General features: G+C 49.2%; 16 protein-coding genes and 1 pseudogene. 1 reads left to right on the forward strand and 16 read right to left on the reverse strand.

The window, feature by feature from the left end:
* The 16 genes and pseudogenes from B5F77_RS11350 to lipB form a co-directional block, all read right to left on the reverse strand.
* Positions 1–601, reverse strand: a pseudogene (locus B5F77_RS11350) (hypothetical protein); the annotation flags it as partial.
* Positions 602–611: 10 nt separating this feature from the next.
* A complete protein-coding gene (locus B5F77_RS11355) occupies positions 612–980 on the reverse strand; it encodes a hypothetical protein (RefSeq protein ID WP_140392868.1) in 369 nt (122 codons plus the stop codon).
* Between the two features lie 171 nt (positions 981–1,151).
* Positions 1,152–1,463: a DUF4373 domain-containing protein gene (locus B5F77_RS11360; RefSeq protein ID WP_087330842.1), complete on the reverse strand. Its 312-nt coding sequence runs from the start codon at positions 1,461–1,463 to the stop codon at positions 1,152–1,154.
* A gap of 611 nt (positions 1,464–2,074) precedes the next feature.
* Positions 2,075–3,751, reverse strand: a complete 1,677-nt coding sequence (locus tag B5F77_RS11365; RefSeq protein WP_087330844.1) for a SusD/RagB family nutrient-binding outer membrane lipoprotein — start codon at positions 3,749–3,751, stop codon at positions 2,075–2,077.
* Between the two features lie 19 nt (positions 3,752–3,770).
* The gene (locus tag B5F77_RS11370) at positions 3,771–7,064 is read right to left on the reverse strand and encodes a SusC/RagA family TonB-linked outer membrane protein (RefSeq protein ID WP_087330846.1); all 3,294 of its coding nucleotides are present in this window, start codon (positions 7,062–7,064) and stop codon (positions 3,771–3,773) included.
* A 360-nt stretch (positions 7,065–7,424) separates the two neighbouring features.
* Positions 7,425–9,863: a DPP IV N-terminal domain-containing protein gene (locus B5F77_RS11375; RefSeq protein ID WP_239446328.1), complete on the reverse strand. Its 2,439-nt coding sequence runs from the start codon at positions 9,861–9,863 to the stop codon at positions 7,425–7,427.
* Between the two features lie 482 nt (positions 9,864–10,345).
* Entirely contained in the window at positions 10,346–12,901 is a 2,556-nt protein-coding gene (locus B5F77_RS11380) for a DUF5686 and carboxypeptidase-like regulatory domain-containing protein (protein WP_087330898.1), read from the reverse strand.
* A complete protein-coding gene (locus tag B5F77_RS11385; RefSeq protein WP_087330900.1) occupies positions 12,901–13,344 on the reverse strand; it encodes an acyl-CoA thioesterase in 444 nt (147 codons plus the stop codon). Before B5F77_RS11385 ends, B5F77_RS11380 begins: the two co-directional genes overlap by 1 nt.
* 17 nt (positions 13,345–13,361) lie before the next feature.
* Positions 13,362–14,090, reverse strand: a complete 729-nt coding sequence (fabG, locus tag B5F77_RS11390) for a 3-oxoacyl-ACP reductase FabG (protein ID WP_087330850.1) — start codon at positions 14,088–14,090, stop codon at positions 13,362–13,364.
* Positions 14,091–14,182: 92 nt separating this feature from the next.
* Complete coding sequence (locus B5F77_RS11395) at positions 14,183–15,670, reverse strand: NAD(P)/FAD-dependent oxidoreductase (protein WP_087330852.1); 1,488 nt, start codon at positions 15,668–15,670, stop codon at positions 14,183–14,185.
* The gene (locus B5F77_RS11400) at positions 15,667–16,041 is read right to left on the reverse strand and encodes a beta-hydroxyacyl-ACP dehydratase (protein ID WP_087330854.1); all 375 of its coding nucleotides are present in this window, start codon (positions 16,039–16,041) and stop codon (positions 15,667–15,669) included. The genes B5F77_RS11395 and B5F77_RS11400 overlap by 4 nt, the downstream gene beginning before the upstream one ends.
* Positions 16,042–16,063: 22 nt before the next feature.
* Positions 16,064–16,480 carry a beta-hydroxyacyl-ACP dehydratase gene (locus tag B5F77_RS11405; RefSeq protein WP_087330856.1) on the reverse strand — a complete coding sequence of 139 codons (417 nt, stop codon included), beginning with the start codon at positions 16,478–16,480 and terminating at the stop codon, positions 16,064–16,066.
* Positions 16,477–16,722, reverse strand: a complete 246-nt coding sequence (locus tag B5F77_RS11410; protein WP_087330858.1) for an acyl carrier protein — start codon at positions 16,720–16,722, stop codon at positions 16,477–16,479. Before B5F77_RS11410 ends, B5F77_RS11405 begins: the two co-directional genes overlap by 4 nt.
* A 14-nt stretch (positions 16,723–16,736) precedes the next feature.
* The gene (locus B5F77_RS11415) at positions 16,737–17,981 is read right to left on the reverse strand and encodes a beta-ketoacyl-[acyl-carrier-protein] synthase family protein (RefSeq protein WP_087330860.1); all 1,245 of its coding nucleotides are present in this window, start codon (positions 17,979–17,981) and stop codon (positions 16,737–16,739) included.
* A gap of 50 nt (positions 17,982–18,031) precedes the next feature.
* A complete protein-coding gene (locus B5F77_RS11420; protein WP_087330862.1) occupies positions 18,032–19,174 on the reverse strand; it encodes an N-acetyltransferase in 1,143 nt (380 codons plus the stop codon).
* A gap of 100 nt (positions 19,175–19,274) precedes the next feature.
* Positions 19,275–19,943, reverse strand: a complete 669-nt coding sequence (gene lipB, locus B5F77_RS11425) for a lipoyl(octanoyl) transferase LipB (RefSeq protein ID WP_087330902.1) — start codon at positions 19,941–19,943, stop codon at positions 19,275–19,277.
* Between the two features lie 161 nt (positions 19,944–20,104).
* Between lipB and B5F77_RS11430 the strand changes: the two genes are divergently transcribed.
* A complete protein-coding gene (locus B5F77_RS11430; RefSeq protein ID WP_087330864.1) occupies positions 20,105–20,458 on the forward strand; it encodes a hypothetical protein in 354 nt (117 codons plus the stop codon).
* The last annotated feature ends 525 nt before the right edge of the window (positions 20,459–20,983 follow it).

A 20,983-nucleotide genomic window follows, 5' to 3' on the forward strand; every position in this document is an offset into this window, starting at 1 on the left:
GGGACTGCCGCATTTCCTCCGGCATCCAGGCTCCCGAGGCCGGTTTCCATCGCTCGAACAGGCTGATTGCGTGGTATTTCTCCTCGCGGGTGTTATGGATAATGCCGCGTTCCTGGAGCGTCTGATAGACCTTCACGCTCATCACGCGCTCCATCGACCCGCTCTCCTTGTAGCGACGGAACGAGTTTTGTAGGAAACGGTTCTCAGCCTGGAGGTTATATGCCTCGCTGACCGGCGGCAACGCCTTCTTTTCGGCTTCTACGGCGAGCTTCGCCCGATAGCGCAACTCGCTGGTTTTGTATGCCTTGAGCCATTTCGTAATCATACGCAAATTAATGCCCATAATCTCGCCATATTCCTCTTTCGCGCCCAATTCAAGACAAAAAGAGACTTCGTCGAGCGTTAAATATGAATAATTTTCACGCAAATCCGAGGCCAGTTTCGCGGTAAAAACCGCCAAATCGGTTGGCTCCGGCGACTTAAACCCCGCGATCGCGTACGTTTGCCGCAACATCGTCGAAACGCGGTTCAGCACTTCGTCCGACGTGCAATCGCCAATGCGCCGCGCCTGAATTGCCAATGCTAATCTATTATCTACCATACAAATACATTTAAGCACATTCGCCGTTCAACCATATTTGCCGCGCCATCGCCAACGATTCCTCGCCGACGCGGTTCAGTTCCTCGATGCGCGAGACCTCGTTTTTGCCCCTTTTTGGGCGTTTTGCGCCATAATCTCGCAGCCAGTAATGAAACCTTCGCTGGTAGTCTTTTAACGTCGGCACAGAGTCTGTTTCCGCAGTCGAGACCAAAAACTGATTAAATTCCGACAGTTTTTCCGGAATTTGCGAATCAAAGCCCACACCGAGTCCTGCCTGTTGCACCACCGAGTAACGCCACGCCTCGTCCGAAAGCAACTCTTGGTTCCAAGCCTCCCATTGCTCCATTGCTTGCGTTCGCGCGCGCACTCTCTCACTCAATATTTTATTTTCTTCTATTTTATTTTGTGCACTTTTCCCCTCTCCAGGTGCACTTTTGGTACTCTGCAGCGTACCATTAACATTTGGCCTTGAGGAAAAATCAACAATTAAATACGTCCTATCTATTTCATTATTAGTAAGAAATTGAGTTTTCGCGGCGATGTAGCGATTTTAAATATTAACCGAAGTTAACACATCGTTATTTTCGAACATCGCGCGGTCGAACAAATTCAAATCGACCATCAAACGGACCATCTTTTCGATTTCATCTTCTTGTATTTCAATCGATTCAGAGAGTTCGAGACGGTAATCGTCGTTCCATTTCACAAAATAAGAGTTTGCGTAACAATCGCACAAGATTTGCAAGTAAAGCACGAACGCCACGTGTCCCGCGCGCCGCTTCAGCCGCCTCACTTTCTTATTTTGCAAAATATTCGTATCGACTGGGAAATAATCCAGTCCTTTTTTCTTGGGTCTTGCCATTTTCTTCGTTTCTTTAATGATTATTTCTTAAATTAATCTTTCGTAAAGCGGGACGGTGAAACCGTCCAACGATGCGTAACCGGCTGGTGGCGCGCAGCAGCACCTGCGGTATCAAAGTCCTGTCCCTAAGCGACCTCGAAGGGGTCGAACCTCCTGGCATTCACCTTATTCGACCCCGTTGGGGTCGGAATGATGTGGAATCGTTCTTACCGAAGGTGACGCTGGCGCATCACCCTCGGTTAAGCATAGTTGAACCTCTTTGAGGTTCGACCGCAACCTCCTGAGATGCTTTGGTTTTGCTCGAGTGACGCGCGTACATGTTCAGCATGACGTGGAAGGCTGCGCAGCCCACAAAAAATCTGCGGTCATCTGTCGAATCTGTGCCGTCTGTATGCCCTTACATTATAAATAGGTACAAATCGGCGGCGTGAAAAGCGGAAATGGCGGCGTGGATGGCGGGATTTATAGTTATCACGGGGAAGGTTCACGGGCGTGGATTTAAAATGGAATAGACAGAAAAAGAGTGAAAAGAGTGTCTTTTTCTTCCTGCAAATAGAAAAGCTCCCCGATATCCTCGGAGAGCTTTCGTATGATTGTGCCAACGGTCGGTGTTATTCTTTATCCCACCAAACGCGACCGTACTCGTTGTCCAAGGCACCGAAACCGGGGTCTTGTTCCATTTCTTCGAAACGTTTGATTTCGTTGTCGTAGTTTTCCGAACCTTCGACCGGCATACTGAACTTGTTGCGGCGCGGCACCCGTTGCAATTCGCCATAGACGTAGATGGGCTCCCAAGTGATGAGCGTCGATTCCGTGCTGGGGTAATTCACGCGCTTGTACATCGCCCACGATTCATTGTTGTTCTTGTAATGTTCCACGTAGCTTTGGCAATAAATCTGCTCTTTCGCCATCGAGGGATTCCAAGCGATGCCTTCTTGCGCCATAAAGGTATCGATTTCTTCGTCGGACACCTCCATATCGTCTTCATTTTCGATTTGGATCTGGCAATACTGTGCCATTTCGCTCCATTGCTTGATAGACGCGCGCACGCCTTCCTCGTACCATTCTTGCGCCGACTTGATGTTCGAAACGCCTTCCAGCGTAAATTCGGCCGCCATGAAGCAGAAGTCTGCATAAGTAACCAAAGGCACCCAACCGCCGGCGCTTCCGTTATCCTGCGCACCTTTCCAGAGGCGGGTCTGCGGGATGTTCATCGGACGCATATCGATGTCGTCTAAATAACGGGACGTACGGCACACGTCGCTGGCCTGTCCGTCGTAGCTAACCGTACCACCTTCCCAACGAGTGAGGTCGGTTGGAATATAAGTAGCTTCCGTCGTCGTCGAGAGGGCATTGAAAGCCGCTACGTTCTCGGGTGTCAGGTTGTTGATTTGGAAGAAAAGGCGTTTGCGCGGGTCGTTGTATTTCTTCAGATAGCCCATGAATGCCACCGAAGCGCGGTCCATATCGACCACCGAATGCCAGTCGCCTTGCGTGGTCCAATAGTTGTCGAAATAGAGGATAAAGCTATCTTCCGTTCCTTCAAAGATATTCCCAGAGTTTAATACTTCCGAAGCAATTTGCGTAGCCAATTCGGGTTTCTGTTTCCAAAGACGGAGCGCCAGACGCAACCGAATGGCATTGGCAGCTTTCGCCCACTTCTTCGTGTCTCCGTTGTATGCCACGTCGTAGTGCGTCATGCTTTTTTGATTCGGCAACGTTCCCAACGTAGCTGCAGCCTCTTTCAATTCGTCGTTCCAGATCGTACACAACTCCTCTTGGGTTTGGAAGGCCGGTTCCAATGCTTCCGAATCGCCGCGGCGTGTGCCCCAACCATCTGAATAAACTAATGAACCGTATGTATCGGAAGTCTGGATTCCCTTTGTGATAAGCAATACGCGGGCAGCTTGAATCAAGTCTGTATACGATTCTGCCTCGTCTGCCAAATTCTGTTCCACATAATACGGAATATGTACGGCATACTTCCCAACGGTGTTATAATCATTGTATAACGCATCGCCAAAACCGGCACAATCGGTGAAGTTTGTCGTGCTATATCCCCAAATACCGGTGCAATATTGCATCCAGCGGAGCTTGCACGCATACGAATCAGCCCAAGCTTCGCCTGCCGTATACATCGCATTTTCTACTTCATAGAGGAAGATAACCGGATCCACTTCATAGACAGTATCCGGGCTTTTGTTGATTTCCACGAAATCGGCATCACAAGAAGAGAATGTACCTACAGATGCCAATAAAGCCAATATCTGATATTTTATATTTTTCATTTTGATAGAATTTAATAGATTAGAAAGAAACGTTTACGCTAAATCCAACATTGCGGGAGAAAACAGCACCACCACTTTCCAAGTATTCGGAGCTATAGGTTGTGTTCAAGCCTTCCGGGTGAATGTTGTCTGGTAAACTGTTATAAAGATAACCTACGTTACGAATAATCAAACCCACATTGAGGTTTTGAATAAAGGCTTTTTGTGTCCATTTTTTCGGTACTTGCCAATAAAGGGATAATTCACGCAAAGCAATCCATGAACATTCATGAATACCTTCTTCACGAATACCGCCTGACCAGCCATATACGTTATCGTAATATTTGTATGCAGACAACGGTTCCACTAAACCTTGTTCGTATGCTTGTTGGTAGCTCATACCGGATACATCTTGTCCTCCGATAACAGAACCATCCTGGAAAACGCCCTCTGGAATGATACCATCATGTACCACACGCCCTGTACCGTCGGTCAATGTACGGTCTAAACCGCCATATTGCGTATCACGTCCAGCCAAAGAAGACGCGATGTTACCGGAATTCATGCCATAGTAGTAGCTACCAGAGAAGATATCACCTCCGAAACGTGCATCAATTACGGCATTGAAAGTAATACCTTTCCAACTAACCGAAGTCGTAGCACCCCACAAGAATTTAGGTTGTAAAGAACCAATCTTCACACTTTCGTTGGAACGAATGTAAGAACCATCTGCATTCAACAGTTTTTCGCCATTCTCATTCCGCTTATAGCCATAGGAAGTATAAATATCACCATACGAACCACCTACCGTAGCGTACGCTTGCGTATCGACGCCACCACCTTTCAATTGATACATCTCTACGCCGTCGGCCAATTCGATAATCTTATTGCGGTTACGAGTCAGGTTGAACGACAAATCCCAGTGCCAGTCTTTGGTTTGGATGGGAGTAGCCGTTACTAACAATTCGATACCTTGATTCTGGATATTACCTGCATTAATCCAACGAGAACTTACGCCTGATTCAGAAGCTACGGGCAAACTCAGAATCTGATTTTTTGTGTTAGTCTTATACCATGCAAAGTCGAAGCCAATGCGATTATTAATGAAACGCATATCCAAACCCAACTCGATAGCATGCTGTTTCTCAGGCTTTAAATTCAGATTTGGTAGTTCATCTTTGTCGAATTTATAGTATGGATAAGTCGAACCATCGAAGTAATTGTCAAATGTATTATCGAACATGTAATAGCCCGTACCGGTCGTCACGTATGGATTACAGTCTCGACCTACTACGGCATACGAAGCTCTTAATTTACCGAAAGACATAAAGTCTGGCATGACATCGCGCAAATCATCGACGAATAGCCATGAACCCCCTACGGAAGGATAGAAATAAGAGGTTTGTCCTGTACCATTATCATAAATCAAAGCTGAAGACCAGTCATTACGTCCTGTTACATCCAAGAAATAAACGCCTTGATAATCCATATTGACGAATGCGTAAATAGAATTAATGCGCTTCTTGTTTGTATCATATCGTACGTCGGTAGTAGCCTTTTGCACGGAGTTCGTCATATCGAACAATCCTGGAACCGTCAGACCGTTTTGTGATTCGGAATTGTGGTAGCCTTCACGCGTATCCCATTGTTCTACAGCGACTGAACCACTAATATTGAAATCACCGAATGAATGTTGTGCTGTCAACATTCCTGTGATTTTGTATTGGTCCTTCTTGTTCTCGTGAATCTTATAAGCAGCACCGTCATAATTGCTGGCTCCTGTGGCCATGATTTTGGATTCATTGGTTGTATAGAGTTTATAAATATCACCTTTTACTTTCAATGATAACCAATCCAATAACTTGAAATCCAAATTCAAATAGGCACGCATACTCATTTCATCTTGCGTATACTTGTTTTCCAAGTAGTCGTAAAGCGTTTTAGAGTATCCATAAGGATCTTGCGAGTTGTATCCATCGCCCGCCGGACTAATGTAGCGTTTATCTTGCAACCAGTAGTTTGTATCATAATCGCGGGCTACGCTATACATAAAGTCGTAAATAGGAGAGCCATCGCCTCCTTGAATAGTCGGGTTTTGCGTCGATGATTCGATATACGAGAATCCACCCTCGGCTTTCAATCGTTCGCTAATATCGTGCGAAGCATTCAAGCTGAAAGAGTTACGCTTAAATTCGTTGTTGAATGTCAAACCTTCAGAATTCAAATTTGAATAAGAGAAACGGAATGCACTCTTTTCACCACCACCTTGCAATGCGACGTTGGTGTTCATGTAATGCCCCGTCTGGTACAAATTCTTCAAGTTGTCTTCTTTGGCAGAATAAATCATTTCCTGTCCATCCACATAAAATGTCTTTCCATCAAAACGTGGACCGAAACTTCGACCGGCCGATACATAGCGGTTTTCTGTTCCATCCGAATTTAATGTCCAAGCAGGCGATGATCCTGTTCCGTATTCATTCTGCATATCGGGATAAGCATAAATTTTCTCCCAAGTTTGCGTATGTGAGACAGAGATGCCTAACCCTTCTCCTTTACGGCCTTTTTTGGTAGTAATCAAGATAACGCCATTGGCCGCACGTGAACCGTAGAGGGCGGTAGCGGCTGCTCCTTTTAACACAGACATCGATTCGAAGTCGTCAGCATTCAAGTTCTTCAAATCATTACCCCAGTCTTGGCCTTGTCCTGTTTTGGTGACTTCATTGTCGATAATGATGCCATCGATGACAAAGATAGGCTGGTTGTTACCATCCAAAGAGGTATTACCACGGATAATGATGCGTTGTGAAGATTGCGGACCAGAGTTACCCATGTTGATTTGTACTCCAGCTACCTTTCCTTGCAAACCGTTGATAGGGTTCGGTGAGTTTACTTTGGCAATGTCTTCTCCGCTCAACTCGGTCATGGCATATCCCAACGACTTTTCCGAACGTTTCATTCCCAAAGCTGTTACTACCAATTCATCCAATGCTTGGGAATCTTCTTCTAATTTGATTTTCAATACAGACTGACCTGTATACTTCACCTCTTGCGTTTTATAACCTACGTACGATATTTGCAATATCTGTCCGGGTTTCACGCCGCTTAATTTGAACTTTCCATCCAAATCGGTGATAATTCCATTGGTGGTTCCTTTGACTATAACGGATGCTCCTGTTACAGGTCCTAAAGGATCTTCTACAACACCAGTTACTTCTCCGCTTTGCTGCGAAATTTCTGTTGCTTTTGGTTCTATGGCATCTGCGTTAGCAAATTGAGAAAACAGAATTGTTCCAGCAGCAAGAACCAAACCAATCGGTTTTAAATTTCTCGACATACAAATAAAATTAATGTTTACAAATGGTATTATAAATGTTTCTCCCTGTTCTTCAAGGGAAATGGACGTAGTCTTGTTTAGACTACGTCAGTTTTCTTTGAAGAACGCTACAAAGGTATACATTTTTTACAATATACAAGCGCAATCTACAAAGAAAATAAAACTATGCATAATATTAAAGCAGTTATATATTATTTTTCACTCCATAAATATCACTCGAAACCTCTTTTTACGTATGAAGATAACGTAGTCTAAACAAGGCCATAGCCAATAGGATAAAATAAGACAGGCGTATTCTGTGCAGAGTACGCCTGTTTTTGTTGGAGAGTATAGTTATGTTTTTAGAAGGGCATCGTTATGTTATCGCTTCGGAATGTCTACGGTTTCTTCCTGCTTACCGAGCAGATGTTTGGAGAAGTAGTCTACGAGGCGCCAATAGAAGTATTCGTTCATGTCTCCGAATCCGTGTCGTTGCTGGGGCAGGAGGAGCATGTCGAACCGTTTGCCTGCGCGGATGAGGGCATCGACAACTCGGAGCGTATTCCCCGGGTGGACATTGTTGTCGATATCGCCATGTACCAGCATCAGATGCCCTTTGAGTTGCTGGGCGATCTCCTCGTTCGTCTGGATGTTATATAAGAAGGTGGTGTCTCCTTCAGCTGTGATTTGTTCCTTCACGCCGTGGTGCGTCTCGCTCCACCAGCGGTTGTAGATGCGGTTGTCATGATTTCCTGCACAGGATACGGCTGTCTTGAAGAAGTCCGGATACTGAAGGATAGCTGCTGTCGACATGAATCCTCCGCCGGAATGTCCATGGATGCCTACCCGGTTAATATCGATGAAGTCGTAGCGGTTGGCCAATTGCTCGATGGCTGCCTTCTGGTCGGCCAATCCATAGTCGCGCAAGTTCCCGTATCCATAATTATGATACCATTTCGAGCGGCTCGGGTGACCTCCGCGGTTTCCTACCGTCACGACAATGAATCCTGCCTGAGCGAGCCGGTCGGTCCGTACGCTCATGCGGGTGAAGGGATACACAGTCGCCTCTACCTGCGGGCCGGGATAGACGTAGTCTATTATCGGATAAACTTTCGTCGAATCGAAATCGAACGGTTTGTACATCACGCCATACAGGTCGGTTACTCCGTCTGCAGCCTTCACTTGGAAGGGTTCGGGGAATTGGTATCCGGCGGCAAAGAGTTGGGAGAAATCGCTTGTTTCCAGTTCCAGCAGCCGACGGCCCGTCGCAGCTTCCAGCAATTCGGTCTTGGGTACTGTATTTACGCGCGAGTAATTGTTCACAATATACTGAGCGTTATCATCCACAAGGGGCGCATGGAAGTAGTTGCCAGAGGTAATCAGCCGTAAGCCACTGCCGTCGAGATTCGCCCGATAAAGATGTTCGTAGTAGGGGTTCTCACCCTCTTCCCGTCCGTTTGCCGTGAAGTAGACTACCCGTCGGGCTTCGTCCACTTTCAGGATTTGGTCGACGTGCCAAGGCCCTTCGGTAATACGGTTCTTCAGGTTTCCTTCGCTGTCGTATAGGTAGAGATGTGCCCATCCGTCTCGTTCGCTCCAGTGGATAAGCTCCTTACCTCCGCCGAGGATAGCCAAGGGCCGCACCTCCTGATAGGTATTCATCCGTTCCTTAATCAGCGGGCGGATGGTGTCTTCTCCCAAGGTATAGGAGCAGATATCAATACGATGCAGGTTCCGACTGGAGCGGGTCACAAAGAATCGCTCATTATCGCCCAGCCAAACATCCGCCACCTCATGGGCGTCCCGTTGCCGTTGCTCGCGTGGCTTCCGCCCAAGGCTCAGCATCTGGTTCTTGTAGGCTTCCGTCCGTATCTCCTTATAGGTATTATCTTTCATGTCAAAGAGGTAGAGATGTTCTACCGGTGCTTCCATCTCGCCCGGCATCTGGTATTTATAGGTCTCTAAGGTCGGACGGGGAGACGCCATGCTATTAATCACCCAAAGCTCCTTCACGGCCCGGTCGTCGGATGCCTGTACAGCGAAGTAGCGCGAGTCAGGAGACCAGACAAGCCCCCAGACCTTCCGGCGCTTTCCATTGCAAAGCGTGTCGGTGTTTAGCAGACTATAGGGCTGGCCGAAGCCGAAGTCCTTCTGGCCGAATGCAGTCAGTTGCACGTCGACTACCATACTATCCTTTTCATCCTTCTTGAGCTTCTCGTAGTCTGCTCGGCTCATGCGGTAGAGGTTCATGTCTTTCGCATACACAATCGTCTGCCCGTCTGGAGAGATGCTTGCCCATTCGGGATATTTTTCCTCCTCTTGCTTCTCTTCCAGCCACGTGAGCTTCCGGGTCGGGTAATCATAGGAGAAATAGTAGACTTGCTTTTTCTTCCCGTCCTTATTGCGCACAGAGTCTTTGGGCGCTGCCTGCGAAGAGGTGAGCTGAAAGGTAAAAGTCCGTCCGTCGGCCTGAGACTCCAGCCGCTCGATGGGCAAGTGTTGGGCGGTAAATGGGTCTCGCATGATTTCCGTCACCTGAGCAGCCAACCGGTCCAAGTCGAAGAGCGGCGTCTTTGTCCGTGTCGAAGGGTCTACTACATACCATTGCGTCCCCGTGCTCGTCTTGTACTCGTACCAGAACTTTCCGCCAGTCTGAAACCAGTGCGGGTCAACTGTCGTCGAGAAGAGCATGTGGTTTAGCTTTTCTTGTGTAAATTTCTCTGCCTGTACATACCCAGGAAGTCGTTCGTTTGTCTGTGCCGAGACGGCCGGAATGGCTAAAGCCGCGGCGCACAGATAAAGTAAAAAATGTTTCTTCATCATGATAAAGTTTGTAAATAATCACGTTCAAGTTGCAAAGATAGGAGGTTTAACAAACAACGCCAACCCTTCCGGCTACTTTCTTTTTCAGGGTGAAAAAAATAAAACGGACGAGTAAAAAATGGAACTCCTCCATGAGGGAAAAAACAACTCCCCACGTTAGGTAAACGAGCACCTTCCGAAGGGTAGTTTTGTACCTCCTAAAGGGGGTATCGACTCCATGCGCATGAAGCCATCGCCTCCTTCAGCAAGGAGCAACGGCTCTTTCGGCAGAGAGCGACGGTTCCTTCAGCAAGGAGCTACCGAACTCTCCTGAAGAGGTCATTTTCTCCTCCAGAGGAAGGCGCGGCCTATACATTATATATAGGTATAGACGGGCATGAACCCGAAACGCCTTGCGCAGCTTCCGGCAAAAAGAAGGGGCGAAACCAAGTCCGCCCCTGCCGTCAATTTAAAATGTTAATACGTATGGAATGAAAGATTCAAAAGGAGATGCGCATCGTACAACGCACACCGCGCCGCTGGATGCCCGGGTTGTCCAGGTAATTTAAACGCCAAACGTAGTCGAGACGCATGAATTTAAAAATATTCTCGATGCCGACGCTCGCCTCCATGTATGGGGTTTTGCCCAGGCGGTATGTACCATCTGGAAACTGATACAAGCCCTCGGACCGGCTGGCCGGATCGTTTTTATCCGTCAGATGTCCCCAAAGTCCCCGGAAGCAGAACACCTCGCGCCACTGGAGCTTCTTGATTAAAGGGATTCGGTTCAGCAGAAGTCCGTTCATGTAGTACGTCAAGTCCCAAGAGGCATACTCATCATTGATGAATTCGAGCGCGTTCATGTTGGTATAGGCTTCCGGCTGAATCGTATATGAAAGGTTCGCGTTGGGCAAGATGAGCAATGGGTAGGGGACGGCGGTCCAGACCTTACCGGCCTTTACAATCGCGTCGAGGTATCCGAAGGCCGAAAACCAGAAGCGCTTCTGCATCCCCAGTTCCGTCCGCTGGTAGTTGTAGGAGGAGCCCAAGACATCTTTCCAAGCCATCGTATGCAAAACGTTGACGACCCACGCATCGAACGTGATGGGGATACGGGTGTTTCGCGTTTGGTAGAACTTCTCGTTATGTCCGTACCGGAAGTTCACCTCGAGCTCGGTCATGTCGTAATGCGGGACGGGCGACGGATTCCCCTCGAAGTCGAAGCGGTTGAATTCCGCCCAGCGCGTCGCATACTCCCGGAGGTTCCGGAGGGTTGCCCCGTAGGAGATACCGTTGTAATGCTCGCGGATATAGGAGAGCTCGGCGTTGCGGAGGTAAGTCGCCCGCGTATCCTTCTGCCGGCGAATCGAAAGGAGGACGTTGTCCTTACTCGTGTACATGTAATGCTGACCGAGTTTGTTCAGGTCGTACATGTACTCGAAGCGGAGCGAGTGTCGGGGAAACTCCTTCGGATACTGCTTACGGTCGAGGAAAGAGTACTCGACGGCGGCGTCGTATTTCAGCTTACGGTCCCGCGTGCCATAGGCGAGGTATCCGTCGAAGAATAGGCGTTTGTGGAGCATAGGCGTAGTAGCGCCGCCCAGCCGGAAGCGCGCGCCTTCGATGGCGTTTCCGCTGATGGTCGAGTTCATCGGCCCAAGCTCAAACTTGTTCTTGTCGATCTCTTTGTTTGTCGGTATGTATCCAGAGACCATCGTACCGATAACTTTCTCTGTAATCGCGAAGACGGGGATGCTGCGCAGACGGGACATCAGCTCGGCTACCGACTTAGGATTCCGTTTCTTCGCCTCGACCGGCCGATTGTCTGCCCAGAATTCCTCCTTCCGCCGATACGCATCCTTCTCGATAATCGTCGGCGAGGCTTCGTCGAACGCAGCTAATGCCTCGGCGCCGGGAGGCGCAAAAGAGTGGTCGGAATAGACGTTCAGGCGGCGGGCATACATACCTTTCGACTTTTCGCTCAACTTGAAGTTCACGCTGATATCATCCTTTGTGATGAGGCGCGTACCGTCAGGCATCCGCTGGAAGTCCTGCTCGATGCGCATCTGCGATACGAAATTCAGGTTGATGTCCTTAGGGACATTCAGCACGGCCTTGTGCACGAAGTGGGTCGAGTCGAGCGCGACATACAGATGGCCCGTGAAGCCGAACGATTCGGACGAAAAGGGAACGAACCCCAAGTCCACGCGCTTCTGCCCGTCCACCTCCAGCGTATCGAGCAGGTAATACTTGTAGAAGTTCGGCCCAATGTGTGATAACGGGCTGACGAACCGCTGCAGGAAGAGCGGGATATTGTTCTGGAAGATGTCGACTTCTCGAAATACTTCGTTCAGGAATTGTTGCACACCGTCACGCGAGAGGACGTCGTCGACGCCAGACGACTTCGAGCCTCGGATGATGCGCCGCTCCGCACGGGGCGACCGACGGAAGTAGACCGTCTCGATCTTCTCCTTCTCAGAAACCGGCAAGATGGTCGTGCCGACGTCGAGCGTATCTACGTATTCCTCCACGAAGTCGAACTTACCGGGCTTTTCCTTCTTCTCCTTGGGCTTGTAATCGTTAAGTGCAATGACAATCTTTTCATACTGATCGTACTGGAAGAAGTCGTGGTTGCGCGGGTCGTTTGCTTCGCGCGCGTCGATCATTTGTTGCACAAAGCGGACTGCCGGGTTGTCCTTCTTCCGGTATTTTTCTTTGCCTGGCTTGATGACGACGTCCGTAAGGGTGATTTCGCTCGGCGCGAGCTGTATGTTCAGGTTTCGCGTCCGCTTGGCGGAGAGTCGCACTTCCTTCGTCCGGTATCCCATGTAGGAGACTTCGAGCGTAGCGGAGGAGGAGGGGAGGGTCAGCGTAAAACGCCCTGCATCGTCCGTCGCCGCGCCGGTAGTCGTTCCCTTTACCAAGAGGGAGACATACGGAAGGGCCTCGCCCGTGATCGAGTCCGTCACCAGACCCTGTACGGTTACTTGACTTTGTCCTTGCGCTACACCTAAACAAAGCAAGGACATCCACAAAAAGAAGAAACACTTTCTCATCATTCAAACTTGCTTATCTCTTCAGCGAACAAATACCTTCGCTGCCATGCTTCGTAGTAATCCGGCTTATCGACCATGAGCTTCCCTTCGGCGTCGATAAACAACTGCACCGTGCTTCCTTCGGCACAAAGCCGCTGGTCGCTCTCCTTATATATATGGTAGGAATAGTCCAAGCGCGCGCCTGGTTTATAGACGTAGCGCGTATGGATGATGGCGACGTCGTTGATTTCTAACGGAGCGTAAAATTTCACATGCAAATCGTAGAGCGGGGCGTAAAGGCCCGACGCCTGGATGTCTGCGTATCCGATGCCCGGATAATGCCGTCCGAACGACTCGCGCCCGTCCTCGAAGTAGGTGACGTATGAACCATGCCACACCCGACGCATCGAGTCGATTTCGCTGAACCTTACCGGGACGCGGCAGACATCCTCCAGTTCATTCATTTTCTTCGTCTGCATCGTCAGGTATAAAGTCCTCCATTAATCGAGATGACGTTACCGGTGATGTAACCCGCTGCCGGCGAGACAAGGAATCCCACCAGCTCGGCGACCTCTTCCGGCGTGCCGAAGCGTCCCATCGGGATAGCCTTCTTCCAAGCCGCTTCGTCGATACCCTCTACCATGTCCGTGCGGATGAAGCCAGGCGCTACGGCGTTGACGGTGATGTGCTTCTTGCCTACCTCCTGGGCGAGCGCTTTCGTGGCAGCGATGAGTCCGCCCTTAGCCGCCGAGTAATTGCTCTGCCCCGGCATGCCCTTGAGTCCGCTGACGCTCGCCATGTTCACGATACGGCCATACTTATGGAACATCATCGGCTGGAGGAGGGCTTGCGTTACATTGTAAAACCCGCTGAGCGTGATGCCCAGGACGCGATTCCAATCCTCCGCCGGCATAAGCGCAAGGAGATTATCGCGCCTGATGCCCGCGTTGTTGACCAATACCTCGATGTATGCGTCGGGATGCGCATCTGTCCACGCCTCCAACGCCTTCGATACCTCGGCTTGGCAGCTCACGTCGAAGCGCAGCAACTCACCCGTTTGCCCAGCCTCGCGCACGAGTTCGAGCGTCCGTGCCGCCTCTTCTTCGTTACTTACGTAATTAATCAACACATGATAGCCCATCTGGGCCAGCTTGATGCAGACGGCCCGGCCGATGCCTCGGCTTCCGCCCGTCACTAATGCGTATTTCATTGTTTTCTCTTTTATGTTCGTTTCATTTGTTCGGCAGCATGCTTGTTTCTATTGGAGGCGACGCCCCTGCTGCCCCGAAGCGTCCTTCCGTTCTACGGCTCCCTAAGGAAGACCTCACTCCATACCTTTTCCTTCCCGACCAATGCCGCACACGTAAAGAGTGCCGTCATCGTGACGCCTTGAAGTCCGTGCAGCATCAGGCTCTGCCCCGTGAGGAGGAGATTGGGAATGGGTGTGCGTGCCGACAGGACCGTCTGCAGCGGATTCCGGAAATCCTTCCGGACGCCGTAAGCCGAACCTTGGGGCGAATAGGTGTAATGCGCGTAAGTAAGCGGTGTACTCGTGTACTGCTCGGCAATCATCGAACGAAGGCCGGGGAAACACTCCTCGGCTAACGTAAGGCAAGCCTCCGCCCAGTCTGCTTTCATCGCTGCGTAAGCTTCGCCGCGACGACCCGGTTCCGTATCCTGCCACATGCGGCAGACCGACCAAGGCATAGGCGTCAGCAAATCGATTTGCTCGGCATACGCGTTTCCCTCCTGCGGGACGCGGCAACTAACCATTAACCCTCCGCCCGCAGGAACTTCCGCATCAGCGGCCGACCATACGCCCGGCTCTCGGTAGATGTATTGGTTCCAATTGACGTAGGGAAACGTCCGAGGCTTCAGCCGGAGGGCAAGCGTGAACATGCCGCTCGTGTTCTCCAGTCGGGCAATACGGGAGCGATACACGTTCCGAAGCAGACGGCTCTGTTCGACCAATCGGCATGCAACGGCCGGATGCGCGTCACAAATGAACGTATCGGCCTCGTAGCATTCGCCGTTCGCACAGCAGGCATACGCTAACCGTCCGTTCGCTTCGGATAACTTGGTCACTTCCGAACCGCACAACACTTCGCCACCTTGAGACCGGATGCCCCGCACGAGCGCGTCTACCAATAACGAACCATCCCCGCGTAGCCGCCAACTGCTCTCCACATAGCTACCGTTGCCATGCAAGAAGGTAAACAGTGGAAGCGAGTCCCTCTTCAGCTCCATCTTAAGCGAAGCACCGCTTAAAGCATCCACCAGCTCTGCATCGTGGAACGTATTCATCAGGTAAGCATAAGCGCCTGTTCCCCAAAGCGAGGTGCCCCAATCCGTAACTTCCGCGCGAGGATTCAGCACGTCGGCCGAGCTCCGATTCGTTTGAGCCAGCAACGCCACATATTCGCTCAATGCCTTCCGCTGGGAGGGAAATTGGGCAGATAACGTATCGGCAAACGCTTCATACCCTTGCATGAGGGAAAACATGCGCTCGCCGATGCGAATCCGTTCAGATGCCGGGTCCAAGCGATGCCAAGGAAGCGATAGCAGCCCCAAGTAGTCGAACGCCGCGTGAAGGGATTGTCCCTCCGCCAGTCCGCCGACGTAATGGAAACCCGTATCGAAGTTCCATCCGCGCCTCCGGTAACTTTGCAGGCATCCGCCGGGTTGACGCTCCTTCTCGAGCACCAAGACGCTCCGCCCCATACGCGACAAAACGAACGCGCATACCAGTCCGCCTAGTCCACTCCCGATGATGACGACATCCCGCTTCATGCTTCTTGGCAATTCATCTCTCCTTTAAAATCCACGTACTTTTGCGCAGCGTCCGAAATTGAGGCTTTCACGAGGAAACCCCCTTCTGCCGGAGAAGCCAAAACATCGACCTCTAATTCCGGACAAACCGTAGGGGAGGCTAAGGCTGTCAAACGGCATTGTTGCACCGTTTGGATGCGCAAGTCCCGGCCCGTGAGTCGCGATGCGCACTCCTTGATAAGCTCAATCTGGCAAACGCCGGGGCATACCGGATTCCCAGGGAAATGCCCGCGATACACTTCACAGTCCGGCAACAACCGGATGCGAAAACATCCTTTCCCCTCTGCTATCTCTTGAGATATCAGTTGGTAATACCTATTGTCTAATAACATGCAAACCTATCTTTGTATGGATTTATGAAGGAACGAAAATCTTCATCTGGGTATCCGCCAACAGCTCTTCCTGCACGCGTACTTCGCCTGAAAGCAAGGTGACGCCAGCGAGTTCCGCTCCCATTTGAATCGTTGTGCGCAACACTTCGCCGACCCGTGGGCATCGGTAACAATGGAAACGCTTAATTTCCCCGATAAGCCCGACGGGCGGTTCGCTGGCTCCTGCTTTCAACGCTTTATATCCGGCCAGAGCAGAGGCTGACTGTGCGATATGTTCTATCAGTCCTACTTCTGCCAGGATTTCATGGTCGATGAGGAAGTTGCCGGCTTTTACCTCGTAGGAAGTCTCCGCTCTGTCGCTATCTACGCAAACCAGCTCGTCCACCATTTGGATGGGTGCCCGTTGAGGTATAAGCTGGGTAATACCAACCTTTGTCATTTGGGTAAGTGTGCTTCGATGTAATCGTAGAGATTATTGAATGTCTGGATGCTTGGCAAGTCGGCTACTGGAATCTTTACTTTGTAAGTTTGTTGGATAAGAGCAACCAAGTCCACCAAGCTGAGGCTATCGAGCGAAAGCGTTTCTTTGATGTTTGCTTCCGGATCAAGTATATTCTCTTCCACTTCAAATTCTTCGGCCAAAGCTGAATTTACCGTTTTAATAATATCTTCACGTGTCATTTTTTAGCTATTATTTATTTTGAATGTTGATGATTAGAATCTATATTTCGTACGATAATGGTTGAATTCGTTCCCCCAAATCCGAACGAATTGGAAAGGAACATATCGAAATGAGCTTCGCGTGTTTCCGGGATGATATTGATGCAAGCCGTCTCCTCGTCTGGATTCTCGAAATTCAAGTTTCCGGCAATGAAGTTATTCTTCATCATGAGGATGGAATAAATCAGTTCGCTGGCTCCTGCCATCCACATTTCATGTCCCGTTTGTCCTTTGGTAGAAGTTACAGGTACTTTGTAATCTCCAAAGATTTGGGCGATAGCTAATGCCTCCTTTCCATCTCCAGCATGTGTAGAGGTGGCATGTGCATTTACGTAACCTATTTCTTTCGGTTGGATATTTCCATTCTTGAGGCATAATTCCAAAGAGCGAGCTGGTCCTGCTACGTTCGGAGTAGATATATGAGCTCCATTTCCAGAGAATCCCCAACTTACGATTTCGGCTAAAATTGGTGCGCCTCGTTTTACAGCATGTTCGTAGCTTTCCAATATCAAAGTAGCGGCACCTCCTCCTGGGACGAGTCCATCGCGGTCTCTATCGAACGGACGACTTGCCTTTGTCGGCTCATTTTCTCGCAAGGAGAATGCGTTGATGCCGTCGAAAGAGGCTACACTATATAAGTTTGCCTCTTGGGCTCCTCCACAAATGATGCAATCTTGCAGACCATCTCGAATCAGCAATGAGGCTAACCCTACGGCCTGTGAACCAGATGCGCATGCCGCTGAAGCCGTCAAGTTGATGCCTCTCAGCTTGAATGCACAGGCCAAATTCATCGTTACCGTAGAGTTCATCGATTGGAATATCGCTCCGCTTCCACAAGCTGATGTGTCTTTAAACTCACGAAATTTGTCTAAAGCATGCATGGTTGCTTCTGCTACGGAGTCATTCCCATACACAAGTCCTACTTCATGTGCGTCGAGATAGTCTTGATCTAAACCGGCCTGTTCTAAGGCTTGCTTAGTAGCCATATAAGCATATTGTGCCTCTTCTGGCATAAATTGCCGCAGACTACGGGATACGAATGGTTTTAAATCAGGATGCTCCAGATATGCACACAATGCCGAGCGAAACCCCAACTCTTTACGCTCCGGGCTAAAGATGATTCCACTCTTTCCTGCATATAGGGCATCGCGTACGTCGTCCAGTGTTTGTCCGATGCACGACCAAATGCCCATTCCCGTTATAACTACTTTCTTTTCCATATATCGTTGTTTTTAAATTTGAATATAACCGTGTTTATGGAAGATTACGCTTATATTCCATTTATTCGTTTTGTGTAACATCTGCGCCGTTTGGTGAACGAGGGATTCAAAGGTTTCCATTGGCTCAACTCTTTGACGTTGTTTTCCAATTGCGGACCCGTTTCTGCCCAACGAATATGGTGGGCATTGTAAATCGGAATCAAGTCGTCGAATACCAAGGCGTTTACGCCCAATCCTTGGTAATCCGGGCGGATGGCAATTAGGAACAGCTCGGCTTTCTCGTCTCGTTTCCATTTCAAAGCCCGTACCAAGTGGAACCATCCGAAAGGAAACAACCGGCCCTTCGATTTTTGCAAGGCATGGGAAAGGCTGGTCATCGTAATGGCTACACCTATGAGTTCACCTGCTTCATTCTCGATAATGGGAACTAACTCCAAATCCATCAACGGAATGTAGCGTTTTACGTAATCATCTATTTGCCTATTCGAAAGTTCTGTATAGCCAAAAAGCGGCGCGTATGCTTGATTTAATAGTTCGAATACCTTTCGGGCGTAACCTTGGGAAAGGTCTTCTTTTGTCAATTTCCGAACATGCAGCCCGAACATTTCTTTCGATAATTGGGCTACGCGGGCATATTTGGCAGGAACTTCTTGGGGAACATCGATGCGTATTTGGACCCAATCAACCTCTTTTTCATAGCCCAACGCTTCCAAATGCTTCGGGTAGTAGGGATAGTTATAGATGGTAATCATCGAACCCAGTTGGTCGAAGTCTTCTACCAACATGCCTTCTTTATCGAAATCGAATATGCCCATAGGACCTTGTATGTGTTCCATGCCTCGTTCTTTTCCCCACATCTCGACGGCATGTAGCAAAGCCGCAGATACATCAGGGTTATCAATAAACTCGATAAAGCCAAAACGAACGTTTTTCGTCTTCCATTTTTCGTTGGCCCGATGGTTGATAATCCCCGCAATGCGTCCTACGACTTTTCCGTCTGCGTTGTACGCAATGAAAGGTTGGATATCCGAGAATTCAAGTCCTGCGTTTTTGCGTGGGTCAAATGTCTCGCGAACATCCATCTCCAAGTCTGGAATATAATATGGACATCCTGCATACAGCTTCTCGGGAAGCTGTACGAAGTCGTTCATCTCACGCTTAGTTTCTACTTTTTTTACTTGAATTTTATCCATAACGGACGCAAAGATATGCAAAACGCAAGATACCTAAAAACGGTTATACCTTTTAGATTATAATTAAAGAAATTGAGGACAGTGAACTTATACCCGCCTTTTAACCTCCGAATTGCCTTTCAAATACTTCCCGCAATCGTGCTTTTGCCAGGCGAAAATCTTGAAGCTCACCTAACTCGTTGGATAGGGATGTTACGCCTTTGTCGGTAAATCCACACGGGTTAATCAATCGGAAATAATCCAGGTCGGTGTTGATGTTCAGGGCAAAGCCGTGCATCGTCACGAACCGGCTGCTCCGTACGCCGATGGCGCATATCTTGCGTGCTCGTCCTTTCACGTGCGGTTCTATCCATACGCCCGTCGCGCCTTCCAGTCGTTCGCCTTGGATGCCATAATGGGTCAGGAATTGAATAACGGTCTCTTCCAATTGGTAGATGTATTGTTTTAAGCCCAAATGGAATGAATCCAGGTCGAATACGGGATAGCCGGTGATTTGTCCTGGGCCGTGGTAGGTAATGTCTCCGCCCCGGTTGATATGGTAGTAGGAGATGCCTTGTTGCTTCAATCGTGCTTCCGGGATGAGGAGGTTCGCCTCCTTCCCGCTTTTCCCGATTGTCAATACGGGATAGTGTTCGCAAAAGAACAAACGGTTTTCTCCCTTTGTGCCGGTAGCTTTGGCTTCCAGCAAGGCGTCGAATGCCTCGGTTTGGATGCGAAGCGCATCGGCATAGTCTATCTTTCCTAAATCTTCGTATACAAACATGCCTATGTTCCTTTCTTTGTTTTTTAAGCGCTGCAAACATAGTCATTTTAACGGAAGAAGTGGATACGCACAACGTTTTATGGCTTCTTTTAACGAATTATTCCCAACCTCTTGCTGGAGTTTTGGTATATTTTCTTACCTTTGTGCCCGTTGTTTAAGAAGTCAAGATGAAGAAGCGTACATGGAATAATTGGAAGGTGGCGGTCTACAGATTGCTGTATGTAGTGACCATCTTGTTGATACAGACGGATGTGTTGACGGCTGGCGATACCCTTTCCCAGATTCAGGCAGGCGTGTGCTATTCGATTCCTTCGGAAACGAACGAAGAGATAGAGCCTGATGATGATTATACCCGTACGCGCTGGGCGCATTTCCCGGCGGATGATTTCCTTCCTGTCGAGGCGACACTAATTCCTAATATATATATTTTACCCAAAACACGGGTGCAGAAACCAAGACCCCTCTTTTACGTGCTTCGTAACAACAGCCGTCAGGCTGAATTATGCGTATTCCGACTTTAGCCTTCCCTCTTGTAAAAGTCTTTTGAACCGGACCTGACTTGTTTTTTCCCCCTTTTCTTTTTTTTCTCTCTTTTTGTTGTCATCTTTTTATGTACCTATTCATTTTTCAGGCAGGGATGTTTGGCATCTCGGCCACAAGCTGTTTTTGGCGGGGAAAGCCATTTGCAGCCGGGCTGCAAGCCTGTTTTGGCGAGAAAAGTGATTTGCAGCTGGGCTGCAAGTCTGTTTTGGCGAGAAAAGTAATTTGCAGCCGAGTTGCAAGCCTGTTTTGGCGAGAAAAGTAATTTGTAGCCGGGCTGCAAGCCGTTTTTGGCGGGAAAAGTGATTTGCAGCCGAGCTGCAAGCCCGTTTTGGCGGGAAAAGTGATTTGCAGCCGAGCTGCAAGCTATCTGAAAGGAGACGGCATCCCGGCTGCAAAGGAAAAAGCCGGAGCCGGAAAAGGGATGGGCTGTTTAGTTGAATTAATTCAATAAATCCTTTTGTAGGAAACTTCTATATTTGTCCGGTTGTTATCTAATCGTACGA

The organism is Parabacteroides sp. An277 (assembly GCF_002159645.1).
Lineage (GTDB): Bacteria > Bacteroidota > Bacteroidia > Bacteroidales > Tannerellaceae > Parabacteroides.

Coding starts and splice junctions, on each gene's coding strand:
- B5F77_RS11360 (WP_087330842.1), bottom strand. CDS start 1,463: ATGGCAAGACCCAAGAAAAAAGGACTGGATTATTTCCCAGTCGATACG.
- B5F77_RS11365 (WP_087330844.1), bottom strand. CDS start 3,751: ATGAAAAATATAAAATATCAGATATTGGCTTTATTGGCATCTGTAGGT.
- B5F77_RS11370 (WP_087330846.1), bottom strand. CDS start 7,064: ATGTCGAGAAATTTAAAACCGATTGGTTTGGTTCTTGCTGCTGGAACA.
- B5F77_RS11375 (WP_239446328.1), bottom strand. CDS start 9,863: ATGAAGAAACATTTTTTACTTTATCTGTGCGCCGCGGCTTTAGCCATT.
- B5F77_RS11380 (WP_087330898.1), bottom strand. CDS start 12,901: ATGAGAAAGTGTTTCTTCTTTTTGTGGATGTCCTTGCTTTGTTTAGGT.
- B5F77_RS11385 (WP_087330900.1), bottom strand. CDS start 13,344: ATGAATGAACTGGAGGATGTCTGCCGCGTCCCGGTAAGGTTCAGCGAA.
- fabG (WP_087330850.1), bottom strand. CDS start 14,090: ATGAAATACGCATTAGTGACGGGCGGAAGCCGAGGCATCGGCCGGGCC.
- B5F77_RS11395 (WP_087330852.1), bottom strand. CDS start 15,670: ATGAAGCGGGATGTCGTCATCATCGGGAGTGGACTAGGCGGACTGGTA.
- B5F77_RS11400 (WP_087330854.1), bottom strand. CDS start 16,041: ATGTTATTAGACAATAGGTATTACCAACTGATATCTCAAGAGATAGCA.
- B5F77_RS11405 (WP_087330856.1), bottom strand. CDS start 16,480: ATGACAAAGGTTGGTATTACCCAGCTTATACCTCAACGGGCACCCATC.
- B5F77_RS11410 (WP_087330858.1), bottom strand. CDS start 16,722: ATGACACGTGAAGATATTATTAAAACGGTAAATTCAGCTTTGGCCGAA.
- B5F77_RS11415 (WP_087330860.1), bottom strand. CDS start 17,981: ATGGAAAAGAAAGTAGTTATAACGGGAATGGGCATTTGGTCGTGCATC.
- B5F77_RS11420 (WP_087330862.1), bottom strand. CDS start 19,174: ATGGATAAAATTCAAGTAAAAAAAGTAGAAACTAAGCGTGAGATGAAC.
- B5F77_RS11430 (WP_087330864.1), top strand. CDS start 20,105: ATGAAGAAGCGTACATGGAATAATTGGAAGGTGGCGGTCTACAGATTG.